Annotated in this window: 9 protein-coding genes; 5 read left to right on the top strand and 4 right to left on the bottom strand. The window is 71.9% G+C overall.

Features of this window, described 5'->3' with window-relative positions; all coding sequences use genetic code 11:
* Nucleotides 1-301 precede the first annotated feature (301 nt).
* Nucleotides 302-1,021 (top strand): ABC transporter ATP-binding protein, encoded by a 720-nt coding sequence (locus ACIPYS_RS06730; protein WP_093863684.1) that lies wholly within the window; start codon nucleotides 302-304, stop codon nucleotides 1,019-1,021.
* A 737-nt stretch (nucleotides 1,022-1,758) separates the two neighbouring features.
* Here the strand turns inward: ACIPYS_RS06730 and ACIPYS_RS06725 are convergent.
* A complete protein-coding gene (locus ACIPYS_RS06725) occupies nucleotides 1,759-3,033 on the bottom strand; it encodes a ThuA domain-containing protein (protein WP_400744066.1) in 1,275 nt (424 codons plus the stop codon).
* A 578-nt stretch (nucleotides 3,034-3,611) separates the two neighbouring features.
* Between ACIPYS_RS06725 and ACIPYS_RS06720 the strand changes: the two genes are divergently transcribed.
* From ACIPYS_RS06720 to ACIPYS_RS06710, 3 genes are all read left to right on the top strand, one after another.
* Nucleotides 3,612-5,060, top strand: coding sequence for an RICIN domain-containing protein (locus ACIPYS_RS06720; protein ID WP_400744064.1), 1,449 nt, complete (start codon nucleotides 3,612-3,614; stop codon nucleotides 5,058-5,060).
* A 32-nt stretch (nucleotides 5,061-5,092) separates the two neighbouring features.
* Nucleotides 5,093-7,309: an RICIN domain-containing protein gene (locus ACIPYS_RS06715; RefSeq protein WP_400744061.1), complete on the top strand. Its 2,217-nt coding sequence runs from the start codon at nucleotides 5,093-5,095 to the stop codon at nucleotides 7,307-7,309.
* 490 nt (nucleotides 7,310-7,799) lie between these two features.
* Nucleotides 7,800-7,979, top strand: a complete 180-nt coding sequence (locus ACIPYS_RS06710) for a hypothetical protein (protein WP_400744058.1) — start codon at nucleotides 7,800-7,802, stop codon at nucleotides 7,977-7,979.
* Between the two features lie 331 nt (nucleotides 7,980-8,310).
* Here the strand turns inward: ACIPYS_RS06710 and ACIPYS_RS06705 are convergent, their stop codons facing one another.
* Entirely contained in the window at nucleotides 8,311-9,579 is a 1,269-nt protein-coding gene (locus tag ACIPYS_RS06705; protein WP_400744055.1) for an acyltransferase family protein, read from the bottom strand.
* A 962-nt stretch (nucleotides 9,580-10,541) separates the two neighbouring features.
* Nucleotides 10,542-11,150 (bottom strand): trypsin-like serine protease, encoded by a 609-nt coding sequence (locus tag ACIPYS_RS06700; RefSeq protein WP_400744053.1) that lies wholly within the window; start codon nucleotides 11,148-11,150, stop codon nucleotides 10,542-10,544.
* Here ACIPYS_RS06700 and ACIPYS_RS06695 point away from each other — a divergent pair.
* On the top strand, nucleotides 11,149-11,709 hold the full coding sequence (locus tag ACIPYS_RS06695; protein ID WP_400744050.1) for a kinase: 561 nt from the start codon (nucleotides 11,149-11,151) through the stop codon (nucleotides 11,707-11,709). The two genes, ACIPYS_RS06700 and ACIPYS_RS06695, sit on opposite strands and share 2 nt — an antisense overlap.
* A 766-nt stretch (nucleotides 11,710-12,475) precedes the next feature.
* Here the strand turns inward: ACIPYS_RS06695 and ACIPYS_RS06690 are convergent.
* Entirely contained in the window at nucleotides 12,476-13,129 is a 654-nt protein-coding gene (locus ACIPYS_RS06690) for a hypothetical protein (protein ID WP_400744048.1), read from the bottom strand.
* Nucleotides 13,130-13,139 lie beyond the last annotated feature (10 nt).

Genomic DNA, 13,139 nt, shown 5'->3' with positions numbered 1-13,139 from the left:
CTGCGCGGACGGGCCCCCGGGGCGCTTTCGTCATGGTGATCACCGGCGCTTGATCACCGGATAGCGGACGATGCTTTCAGATCCGGTCAAGGAAGGGAAGGGACTTGCGCGAAGGATGTAAGTAATGAGCAAATGCTGCGCATCGCATCCGTAGCGCCGCACCGTGACGGCCGACGGTGCGTCGGCCCGCGATTCCCGCGAAGCCATGAACACTTCAAGTACGACGCCTGAAGAACACCGCGAAGAACACCCCGGCCGGCCGTCGGCAGAACCCGCCGGGGAACTCCCAGGGGGACGCCGCATGACTCAGCAACCGGCCGGCACCGACAGCACGCCCATGGTGGCCGTCACCGAGGTCCACCGCAGCTTCGGCACCGGCGAGCGCGCCGTGCACGCCCTGCGCGGCGTCTCCTTCACCATCGGCCGGGGTGAACTCACCGCCCTCAAGGGCCGGTCCGGCTCCGGCAAGACCACCCTGCTCAACCTGGTCGGCGGTCTCGACGCCCCGACCGGCGGCACCATCACCCTGGACGGCACCGACCTCGGCGGCCTGGACGAGGACGGACGGCTGGCGCTGCGCCGGGACCGGCTGGGCTTCGTCTTCCAGTCCTTCGGCCTGCTGCCCGTGCTCACCGCCGCCGAGAACGTCGGCATCCCGATGCGGCTGCGCAAGGTGCCCGCCGCCCAGCGCGAGGAGCGCGCCCGCACCCTGCTCGCCCTGGTCGGGCTGGCCGACCACGCCAACCAGCGCCCCGGGGAACTCTCCGGCGGCCAGCAGCAGCGCGTCGCCATCGCCCGGGCCCTGGCCAACGAGCCCGACCTCATCATCGCGGACGAGCCGACCGGCCAGCTGGACTCCGAGACCGGCCGCTCGATCATGGAGCTGCTGCGCGCGGTGGTCCGCAGCGAGGGCGTCACCGTCCTGGTCGCGACCCACGACCCCAACCTGATGGAACTCGCCGACCGCGTGGTCGAACTCCGCGACGGCCGCGTGGTCGAGGAGCCCGCCACCGTCGCCTGAGCGTCCTCCCGCAGTGTCCAGCTGCCCCCCTGCGGCATCCCGGTCGGCGGCGATTGCCCGCGGACCGAGGGCCGACCGGGAAAATCCCGGGGAATCCGGCGGGAGCGCGTCGGGGAACGCCTTTCGGGAATGCGCCGGGGAATTCCCGGGCGGGTTCCCGGCGCGTTCCCCGCGAGTTCTCCGGGACGCGCTCCGGGGATTCCCCGGAACACGCTCCGAAGGCGCCCGGCGCAGGGGGAACCGGAACGGGCCGGCCCCACCGGGAACGGGGCGCGACACGTCCGCCGACCACCCGTCCGCGCTGCCGACGACCCGGCCGCACTGCCGGGCGGCGGTGCGCGCGCCGGAGGCACAGCGGCCACCGTCCGATCGGCACCGGCCCCGCACCTGCCCGCGTTCCGGGCCGACGGCCGGAGGCGGTTCCTCCGCACGGGCACGAAGGATCCGGCTCGCGAAGGTCCGACGAACTCCCGCTGATCACTCGGCGAATTCGCTCGCGGGCGCGCCGCCCTGGGACGGCGCCCCGAAATTCCCCGGGCCGCATCCCGTATTTCGGCAGTCACCGGTGCGGCACGGCTCCCGCCGCTCCCGCCCGGTCGCCCGGGGCGACCGGGGCGACCGGGGCGACCGGGGTGACCGGGGTGACCGGGGTGACCGGGACGGATCCGTGCGGTACGACAGCAGGAGCGGTCCGGCACGGATCCGGACCGCTCCCGCCGCCGCCCCGCGAGCGGCGGTCAGGGCTGCGCGGTGAGCCGGAAACTCTGCGCGGCGGAGTTGTCGCAGGTGCGCTGGACGAGTTGCACGGAGTCGGTGGCCGCCGTGGTGGCGACGGCGAGGCACTTGCCGCTGTGGCGGGCGACGAAGTGCTGGGTGCCGCCGGCCTCCGCGACGGGGCGCCACTGCTGGTTCGCGCCGCCGCCGTAGGCCCACAGTTGCAGGGGCGCGTTGTCGGCCGTGGCGACTCCGGTGACGTCGACGACCTGGCCGGGGTCGTTGCGGGCGGCCAGCCGGACGTAGCCGCCGTCGGTCGCGGCGAGCCGGAAGTGCTGGGCGGTGGTGCCGTTGCAGGTGTACTGCTGGATCGCGGTGCCGTTGGCGGTCGAGGCGGAGCGGGCGTCGATGCACCGGCCGTTGGCCCGCGAGGTCAGGCTGTACCAGGGGTCGGTACCGGCCGGCGCCCGGCCCAGCCACTTGAGCGCGTCGACCAGCATCCGGTTCTGGACGGCCGACGCGAAGGTGGATGAAGTCCGGGTGTTGGTGGCGTAGTTCATCGCGTTGTGGCCGAAGTTGGCGTACAGCATGCGGTACTGGGTGTTGGTCCAGACGATCGGGTAGTCACCGCCGTACCAGGTCTGGTTCGGGTCGCTGCCGAGCGGGAAACCCGACGGGTCGACCGAGGCCAGCACCTTGATGTCGGGGTTGGCGCGGAGGTCGTTCGCCCAGGAGTACCACTCGCTGACCGCGGAGGTCCAGGTCGACGGCAGGGACGCGGCAGCGGGGTGGGTGCCGTTCTCGGTGCGCAGCACGGCGGTCGTCGGGCCCCAGGTGTTGGAGCGGAAGTTCCCGCTGCCGAGGAAGCGGTTGTAGTACCAGTCCCAGCCGGCGGCCTCGGTCGTGAAGGCCGACACGTGGAAGCCGAGCCAGGCCCCGCCGCCGCGCATGAACCGTTCGAAGCCCGCGCGCTGGGCGGCGGTCTGCGGGGCGTCGTCCAGGAACAGGACGACGTCGTACGCGTCGACCCCGCCGTTGGCCAGCAGGTTCCAGTCGGTGGTGGCGGTGTAGGTGAAGTTGTTGGCCGCCGCGGTCCTGGGGAACCAGTCGTTGGCCTCCTTGTCGAAGTCGATGTGGGCGGCGTCCCAGGTGCCGTTGTAGAACGCGATCACCTTGAAGTCGGGTGCCGTGGGGGCGGCTTGGGCGGCGGAGCCGGTCGGGGCGAGGATGCCGAGCAGGAGGGCGAGCAGGGCGAGGACGGCCTGCGGCAGCCGTCCTCGGGCACGGTGGCGCGGCATGGGGCTACTCCTTCGGTGGGGGCGGGCCGGCCGGAGCGGGGCACTGCCGGAGCGTTCCCGGCCACGGCGACGGACGTGCCGGTGTGGGGAATCGAGCGCGAGGTGCGGGGAACTGGCGGCGGGGGGTGCGGGGAGCTGCGGCGCGGGGAGCGGCGGCGCCGGGCCGGGGCAGCCGTCGGGCGAACACCGGCCGAGGGAACGTCGGCCGAGGGCCGGCCGGGCCCGGTCGCGGCAGGCGCGTCGTCACCCTTCGTGCCGCGAACCTAAAAGGTCTGAACCAGATGAGTCAACCCCCAGGCCTTCAGTTCATGAACGGACGGTCGGCGCCGGCCGATGCACCCCGTGGCGTCCGACGCCCGGCCGTGCGTGCACGGCCTGCTGATCCCCCCGCACGGAGGGTTGACGTGGTCTAGGCCAACCCCTAACTTCACGTCTTGAAAAATGTCCGGACCCCGTCAGGTTCGACGGCGCGGCCACCGCGGCCCCAACCCGCCCCACCGCCCTCGAACCTGACACCTCGTTCACTTCCTGAACGAGCATGCGAGTGAACGACCGACTTCCCCCCACAAGGAGCCGTCTTGCTTCGCAACCTCACCCGCACCGCCGCGGCCGCCCTGGCACTGCCCGCCACCGTCGCCGCCCTCCTCTCCGGCGCCGCCGGCCAGGCCTCTGCCACCGCCGGTCAGGCCGCGGTCGCGGTCGCGGCCACCGCCGGCCCGGGTTTCCCCGCCCAGTACGCGGCGCCGTACCTGGAGACCTGGAACAACCCGTCCACCCTCGCCGACGCCCGCAACGGCGCCGGGCTGAAGTACGTCACCCTCGCCTTCGTGATCAGCGACGGCGGCTGCAACGCCACCTTCAACGGCAACACCCCGATCACGGACGCCGGTTGGACCGGCGCGATCAACGCGCACCGGGTGGCCGGGGGCGATGTGATCGCCAGCTTCGGCGGCGCGTCCGGCACCGAACTCGGCCAGGCCTGCACCAGCGTCGCCGCGCTCCAGGCCCAGTACAAGCGGGTGGTGGACGCACTCGACCTGACCCGCATCGACCTGGACATCGAGGGCGGGGCACTGGCCGACACCGCCGCCAACGACCGCCGCAACCAGGCCCTCGCCCAACTCCAGCAGGCCCAGGCGGCCGCCGGGAAGCGGCTGGACGTCAACTACACCCTGCCGGTCGCCCCCACCGGCCTGCTGCCCGACTCCCTGAGCCTGCTGAACAACGCCAAGAGCCGCGGCCTGAACGTCAACACCGTGAACATCATGACGATGGACTACGGCCCGGCCATGGACATGGGCCAGGCCGCGATCAGCGCCGCCGAGGGCCTGCACACCCAACTCGGCCGGATCTGGACGGCCAAGACCTCCGAGCAGCTGTGGGCGATGGAGGGCAACACCCCGATGATCGGGGTCAACGACACCCAGGCCGAGGTCTTCACCACCGCGAACGCCCAGACCCTCACCGACTTCGCCCGCTCCCGCGGCATTCAGCTGCTCGCCTTCTGGGCCGTCGGACGCGACAAGGCCTGCGCCACCAACGGCACCCTGTCCTCCACCTGCAGCGGCACCCCGCAGTCCGCCTACCAGTTCTCGCGGACCTTCAACACCGTCACCGGCGGCGGCACCACCCCGCCCACCGGCCGCACCGGCCGGATCACCGGCTACGGCGGCAAGTGCGTCGACGTCGCCTCCGCCAGCACCGCCAACGGCACCGCGATCCAGCTGTGGGACTGCAACGGCACCGGCGCCCAGTCCTGGACCGTCGGCACCGACGGCACCGTCCGGGCGCTCGGCAAGTGCCTGGACGTCACCTCCGCGGGCACCGCCGACGGCACTCCGATCCAGCTGTGGGACTGCAACGGCACCGGCGCCCAGCAGTGGCAGGCCCGGGCCGACCGGACCCTGGTCAACCCCGCCTCCGGCCGCTGCCTGGACGCCACCGGCCCGTCCTCCGCGAACGGCACCCGGCTGCAGATCTGGGACTGCTACGCCGCCGCGAACCAGCAGTGGACCCTGCCCGCCTGACCTCCCGCCGACCCGCGAAAGGAACGACTCCCGTGCGCAGGAAGACCAGGAAGACCAGGAAAACCACGAAGACCACGAAGACCCTTCTCCCGCTGACGGCCGCGGCCGGCCTGCTGGCCTCCTCGGCGGTGCTGCTGACCCCGGCCCCGGCCGCCCTGGCCGCCGTCCCCACCGGCGCGACCACGCTCGTGTCGCAGAACTCCGGCAAATGCGTCGACGCCGCCGCGGCGGCCACCGCGAACGGCACCGCCGTGCAGCAGTACACCTGCAACGGCACCGGCGCCCAGCAGTGGCAGGTCCAGGAGCTCGGCAACGGCTACGTCCGGATCAACGCGCAGAACGACCCCGCGCAGGCCCTCGACGTCACCGATGTCTCCACCGCCGACGGCGCCAAGGTCCAGCTCTGGACGTACGGCGGCGGAACGAACCAGCAGTGGCAGGCCGTCGCCGAGGCGAACGGCGCCCACCACTTCGTCAACCGCAACAGCGGCAAGTGCCTGGACGTGCCCGGCGCCTCCACCGCCGACGCGGTCCGGCTGCAGCAGTACACCTGCAACGGCACCGCCGCCCAGTCCTTCACCTTCGGCAGCACCGGCACCAACCCGCCCGGCACCCCCGACCTGGGCCCCAACGTGGCGGTGTTCGACCCCTCGACGCCGACCGCCGCCATCCAGGCCAAGCTCGACCAGGTCTTCGCCCAGCAGGAGACCAACCAGTTCGGCACCCAGCGCCAGGCCCTGCTCTTCAAGCCCGGCAGCTACAACGTGAACGCCAACGTCGGCTTCTACACCCAGGTCGCCGGCCTGGGCCTGTCCCCCGACGACGTCACCGTCAACGGCGCCGTGCACGCCGAGGCCGACTGGTTCCAGGGCAACGCCACCCAGAACTTCTGGCGCTCCGCCGAGAACCTCTCCGTGACCCCCACCGGCGGCGCCGACCGCTGGGCCGTCTCCCAGGCCGCCCCCTACCGGCGGATGCACGTGCGCGGCAACCTCCGGCTCGACGACGGCGGCTGGTCCTCCGGCGGCTTCATCGCCGACTCCCTGATCGACGGCCGGGTCGAATCCGGCTCCCAGCAGCAGTGGCTGTCCCGCAACACCCAGTGGGGCGGCTGGACCGGCTCCAACTGGAACATGGTCTTCGTCGGCGACGTCAACGCCCCCGCCAACACCTTCCCCGCCCCGCCCTTCACCACCGTGGCGCGGACCCCGGTGGTGCGCGAGAAGCCCTTCCTCTACGTGGACCGGGCCGGCGCCTACCAGGTCTTCGTCCCGGCGCTGCGGACCGACACCACCGGCACCACCTGGGCCGGCGGCACGCAGGCGGGCGACTCGCTGCCGATCGACCGGTTCTTCGTCGTCAAGCCCGGCGCCACCGCCGCGGACATGAACGCGGCCCTCGCCCAGGGCAAGAACCTGCTGATCACACCGGGCGTCTACCACCTGAACCAGACCCTGCGCGTCAACCGGCCCGACACCGTCGTGCTCGGCCTGGGCCTGGCCACCCTGGTGCCCGACAACGGCATCACCGCCGTCGACGTCGCCGACGTGGACGGCGTGAAGCTGGCCGGCCTGCTGATCGACGCCGGCACCGTCAACAGCCCCGTGCTGATGCGGATAGGCGGCGACGGCCCCACCGCCGTCGACCACAGCGCCGATCCCACCTCCCTGCACGACGTGTTCTTCCGCATCGGCGGCGCGGGCGTCGGCCGGGCCACCCAGTCCCTGGTCGTCAACTCGAACCACGTCATCGGCGACCACCTGTGGCTGTGGCGCGCCGACCACGGCAGCGGCGTCGGCTGGACCAGCAACACCGCCGCCAACGGACTCGTCGTCAACGGCGCCGACGTCACCATGTACGGCCTGTTCGTGGAGCACTACCAGCAGACCCAGGTGATCTGGAACGGCTCCGGCGGCCGCACCTACTTCTTCCAGAACGAACTCCCCTACGACCCGCCGAACCAGGCCGCCTGGACGAACGGCTCCACCCGCGGCTACCCCGCCTACCAGGTCGCGCCCGGCGTCACCACCCACGAGGCCTGGGGCCTCGGCTCCTACGCCTACTTCAACGTCAACCCCGCCGTCGTCGAGGAGCACTCCTTCGAGGCCCCCAACCGCCCCGGCGTCCGCTTCCACGACCTGGTGACCGTCTCCCTGGGCGGCACCGGCACCATCAACCACATCATCAACTCCACCGGCGGCCCCTCCAACTCCACCACCAACGTCGCCAACCTGGTCGCCTACCCGTAAGCCCCACCACCCCCGGCCGGCCGCAGCCGCGACCTCCCGTCCGCACGGGAGGTCGCGGCCACCGCGTACGCACCCGCCGAACGTCACAACAGCACCTCGCGTGCTTCGAGAACTCGACGGACGCGCCCTTCGGCCCACTCATGCCCGTAGCCACCCGACGGCAGCCGCCCGTCGGGAGCCCGTCACGCCATTTCCTGGCACTGCCGACTCCGCAGATGCCGGCCGCCGTCAGCACACTCACGGCCAACGGAGGCACCTGCGCTGTTACCTTCCCCGACGACGCGCCCGGCGCATACGCCCTGTGCGACACCACAGCCACTCTGCTGCCCTGGCCGGACTGTCGGCACGAGTGGGTGACCCGTTCTGGTGCAACAGGTTCATCTACTACGCCGGTGGGTGGACCGACCTGGCTCCCCTGCCTTTGGAGCCGCTGGCTCTCGTCCTGTGCACCTGCCCGTGACCGCCCCGGACTCGGAGCGGTTACGGGGTCATGAGCATCCACAAGCGGGCCCTCGTGGCCCTCGTCGTCGCCGTTGGCACCATCACCCTGTCCAGCCCGGCCCACGGGAACGGCAGCGTCGGAGTGGCGGTGGACGACTACCAGAACCGGTACTCCGACTACCAGCGCACCCAGTACACCGTGGACATCCACTCGACCGACTCCCACTAGCGAGCCGCCTGGCGGCACGGAGAGGTACGGCGCCTGCCGCGCCTGCGCATCCACTACCTCGCTCGCCGGTTCCTGCTGGTCAGCACCACACCTGACCGTCCTGCCCGCACTTGCGGTCAGGACGGTCGGGCGACGGCCTCGACCGGGCGGCCGACTACCGAAGCGAGTTCCAGAGTCTCCTCGCAGGTGTACCCGGCCTCCCCGAGGGCGGCGGCGTCGAGAACGGCACCCCCGTCCGCGGGTGCCGGCTGGACCGTCCCGCTTACCGGGGCTGCCGAAGTCGCCGGGGCGGAACTGTCGGCGCGCAGCTCGGCGTCCACTTCCTCGTCGTTCACCACCGGTCAGCCGCTTCCGGCCGGGTCGCTTCCGTGCGCGGTGATTTCTCGAAGGCGGCCCGAGGAGCGGAGACGGTCGCGCCGGCCGGCTGGTGAGGGACAGGCGGCCTCCGATGCGTCCTGGAGCTGCCGATGTTCTTGAGTTTCAGTGCGGGCTTCTCCACGACGTACCAGGAGAAGAAGGCCGCGAGGATCGACAGGGCGACGGAGGCGCCGGTGTAGACAGCGTATCCGTGTACGGGAACGTGCCAGAGTGTCAGGGTCTGTTGGATCGGGAACGCGTAGATGTAGACGCCGTAGGACAGGTCGACCTTGCTGCCGATTCGCGTGAGTGGCCGCGGGGTGAAGGCAGCGATCCAGAGCAGCAGATAGGCGAGGGCCGGAATCCCGATCACGAGGTATCCGCCGAAGCGGACGGCCCCCACGAGAATGCCGAACGCGACGAGTGCGGCGATCCCGTTCATCCGTATGTGCGTCTTGTACAGTTCGGCGACCGCGCCGAGGCCGAACAGGAGGCCCAGCGGTATGAGCATGTCCATGTTGATGGTGCCCAGGAGGGGCAGCCGCCAGTCGGGCAGGCCTGTCGGCGCATAGCCGGGAGCGCGCAGCTGGGGGTAGTCCAGCGCGAGGTGGACGGTGTAGCCGTACAGGACGGCGACCGTGCCGAGGACGGCCCAGCGGGCCCGGCGGAGCAGGCCCGTGGCGGCGAGGGCGGCTACCACGACGTAACAGAGGGCCTCGTAGGCGAGCGACCAGATGGAGCCGTTGAAGGAGCTGGCGTGAGGATTGTGCGCCAGCAGGCCGGAGATGGACCACTGGTTCACACCGGTCGACCAGTTGGCCCGGACGTACTCCCACGGCCCCTGCGGATGGGACCAGAAGCCGTCGAGCAGGTGCTCGTGGCGGGCCACCGCCGGCGCGAGGACGAAGGCGGTGAGCAGCAGACAGGCCCAGAGGCCCGGGAGGATTCGGATCGCGCGGCTCCAGAGAAAGCGGGCCGTACTGAGTCGCATTCCGCTTCGCGTGATCAAAAGTCCGGAGAGGACGAAGAATCCGGCGACGGCGACTGCGCCGAGCCCCGTCTGCCCGTGCGACCAGTCCGCCCCGAGGTCGCTTGTTCCCATGCCGAGCGGATTGGCGTGAGCGAGGATCACCGAGATCGCGAGCAGCAACCGCAGGAGGCCGAACCCGTTCTCCCTGCCCAATACCTCCGACAATGGCCGGGCGGTCAAAAAATCGGCTTGCAGAACGTACTTACTGGGCATGCAGAAATGCTCCGAATGTTCAGGATAGAGGGTGGGTCGACGTCGCCCCGCACACACTGGACCGCCGCTCGCCCTGGAGCAGGGCGGTCGAATGCCTGTGGGCCGGCCCGGGTCGGGATCCCGACCTTGCCGCGCGGAATCCCTCGGGCATCCTCAGATGCCCCGCCACAGGCACAGTGGCCGGTGCGTCCGCTGCCCCGTCGCCGGTGTGCCTCTGGGGCCGGGTGCCGATGCGGCCGGTTCGTGAGCCGTTCCAGCAGTTCCGGTGGCCGCCCCGGCGACGGCCGTGGGCCGGTGGCCGGGTCGTCCGCCCCCCCCGAGCGGACGACCACGGCGACCTGGCTCAGGTTCGTTCAGCCGGTGAGGCTCCGGGTAGCCCCCAGCAGGCGGGTTCGCCCCCTCACGTGGCTGGTCGTGAGACCGCCGGTGGGACGGCGCACTGCGTTGCGGCGCTGCTTCACCAGGGTGTCGCACCGATCGGCGCGGACGGACAGGGTCGTGCGGCTGCCCGGTACCGGTCCTTCCCGGCGTGCGATCACGTCCATCGGGGCGGGCACGGAACGGTAGATCTCATCCGCCGAAATCGCCGCGGCCGCGCCCGCGTCACCCTGCGTGCACGGCCTGACCCGAACACGGCCCGCCGTGCATTCGTCATTACTGCCTTCCGCGCCCAGCGGGCCCGTGTCGCCCGTGGCCCGGGCCCGGTGACGCCGAGGTGGAATACGGCGTCACCGGGCCGTACCCGCCACCGAGCCCGCCGGCTTCGCCGCGTGCAGGGCCGGTACCACTGCTCTTTCGCAGACATCGGCGCCGATACCGGCCGGTGGCGGCCCGGAACAGGACTCTCCAGGCGTTGCACGCCTGAATCCCGGGCTGGTCTGCAATACATCTTTGGCCGGTCGACGGGTTCGGCGCCGTGCGGGCGCCGAACCCGTCGTGCCCGGCTGTGTCGGGTTTGTGGGTCAGAGGGTGCCGGTGATGGCGGTGCCGGTTCGGCTCTCGCTCTCGCCGAGGCAGCTGCCCTGACACGAACGGGAGGCGACCGCGACCAGTTCGGTCCGTCCGCCGACCTCCCGCACCACCGGGGCCCCGGTGTCGCCCTTGCAGATCGCCGAACCGCCGGTGCCGGTGGTGTGGACCGCGGTCGGGCGGACCCCGGCGAGGGTGAACGCTCCGACGTGCAGCCGGCTGGGTATCCACTCGGTCCTGGTACGACCGTGGCCGGGGGCCTTGAGCTTCTCCGCCGGCACGGGCGCGGCGGTCGCGACCTTCAGCGGCACGATGCCGTCGACCGGGGATGCCAACTTCGCCATCACCAGGGCACGGTCCGCACGGGCCACGAGATCCACCACCTCGGTGGACAACCCGGTGTTGGTCGCGTTCAGGTCGGTGCGCCCGACGGTCACCGTGGTCCGCCACTTCGGGGCACCACCGACCGCGCTCGGCCGAGCGGGGTCGTCGGCGAAGCACGAGGCCGTGGTGATCACCCACGAGCGGTCGACGAGGGCGCCGGTGCAGGCCGAGTTGTCACCCCCGGCCGTGGGTACGGACGGCGATGTGGACGACAGCATGGAGCACCCCACCGCCGGGGCCGGGACAGGCAGCACCGACACGGTGCTGGTGGTGGTACGCGGACCGAGCGGCGCCGGGAAGTCCAGCACCGCCGCCCGCCTCCGCTCGGCCTACGGCCGCGGCCTGGCCGTCGTCGGACAGGACCAGCTTCGCCGTGAGGTGCTCCGCGAGCGGGACGTCGCCGGCGGCGCGAACATCCCCCTGATCGGCCTGGTCGCCCGGCACGCCCTCGATACCGGCTTCCACACCGTCGTCGAGGGTATTCTCGACGCCGGCCGGTACGGCGCGATGCTCACCGACCTGGTGGCCAGCCACCGCGGACGCAGCTTCCTCTACTACCTCGACGTCGGCTTCACCGAGACGGTGCGCCGCCACGCGACCCGGCCGCTGTCCGCCGAGGTGAGCGCCGAACAGATGGCCGACTGGTACCGGCCGCTGGACCTCCTGCCCGGCGACCTCGAACACGTCATCGGCGAGGACAGCACCCTCGACGACACCGTCACCAGGATCCTGACCGACACCGCACTCACCCCACCGGGCTGGACACCGCGCCCCTGAACCCGGCAGCCGAACGAACCGGCCGGTCTTCTGGAGAGCAGCATCCAGCCTCTGGGGCTGTGAGCACCGGTGCCGTGGGAGCAAGTCACTCCGTGCGCACCCAGGCCGGACCCAGGGCTGCCCCTCGAACAGCTTGACCGGTACTGGGGCGCCGCCTGTACCGGCTGCCCCGCACTCGCGGGGAAGGCCGGGGCACGGACCTGTACCCGCTGACATCGACCGGCTTCCCTCTTCCGTCCACGCGTCGGTGTGTGGCTGACCCCCGAGCAGACGGTGCCACCTGGGGGCCCTGCCCCTGCGGGGCGAGCCGGGCAACCACATCCCCCACTTCGACCGAACCTGACGCCATGGTCCGCTCTCTGCGTCCGTGCGGGGGGCGCCAACGGCGAAGTCCGACGGCGTCCTCGCTGCAAGCGCGGGGGCAGCCGATGAACCCGACTGTCGCGTACCCGGTGGTCAAAATCCTCCCCGCACCCGCCGAGGTCAGCCGGCCAGGAGGGGTCAGGTCTTGTGAGCGCTGCGGTCCTCCCGCGCCGCGGTGGTGATCCTTTACGGCGTGAAGACCCGAGCGTGCGGAGGAGCTGCTGCCCGCGCCTGCGGGGACAACTTCCCCGAGGCACATCGATGCCACTGGTCCGCGCGACCACGGCCACTCGCGGATGATGCCGTCCAGGGGGTCCAGGCGGATGTCCGCTGCCTCCCGTGCTGCGACCGCCGCCGCGTCGCGCCGACCGAGCGCCCCGTGCGCTCCGGGTGTGCTGGTGGTTCAGGTGCCCAGGAGGCGCTCCAGCAGTGAGCGGTACTCACGCAGCGTCAGGCGCAGGTCCTCGGTGCTGGCAGCCGGTGTGCCGTCCGGTGCCGCTTCGGCACCGCGCAGCTGGTGGCGCCGCTCGGTGACGGCCTCGGTCAGCAGGCCGACCGACTTCTCGATCAGGGCGTCGGCCTGCTGCACGGCCTGACGGGGATCGTCGACGAATCCCGCCTGGACGGAGTGCCATTCGGCCCGCAGTCGCTGCGTGCGCCCGACGCCGAGCCAACCGCCCGATCCGGCCTCCGCAGGTGCCGCCGGTGCCGCCGGTGCCGCCGGTGCCGGTTGCGGGTCGCCGGGCCGGGGGCCCGGCAGGGACCGGGCGGCCCTGGCGGGCTGGGACGGCCGTTCTGCGGCCCGGTCGGCTCCCGGTACGACGGCGAAGCGAGCTGCGCCGGCGCCTCGTTCGGGGGAAGCTTCCGGGCGGGCGGCCTGCGGGTCGGCCGGATCCGGGCCGGAGCCCGGGCCGGGTGCGCCGGCGGCGGCGTCCGGGTGGGCGCGGTGCGGACGGACGGCGTCCGCCTTGGCCAGGTCGGCCCCAGCGGTGCGGGGGTCCGGGGCCGGCGCGTCGTCGTCGGGGTTGTTCCGGGCTGCGGAACCGTACGGAGACATGGTCGTCCTC

The sequence above is a fragment of the Kitasatospora sp. NPDC089913 genome (assembly GCF_044748625.1).
In the GTDB taxonomy this organism is placed as follows: domain Bacteria; phylum Actinomycetota; class Actinomycetes; order Streptomycetales; family Streptomycetaceae; genus Kitasatospora.
This window is presented reverse-complemented; position numbering and strand designations above follow the sequence as displayed.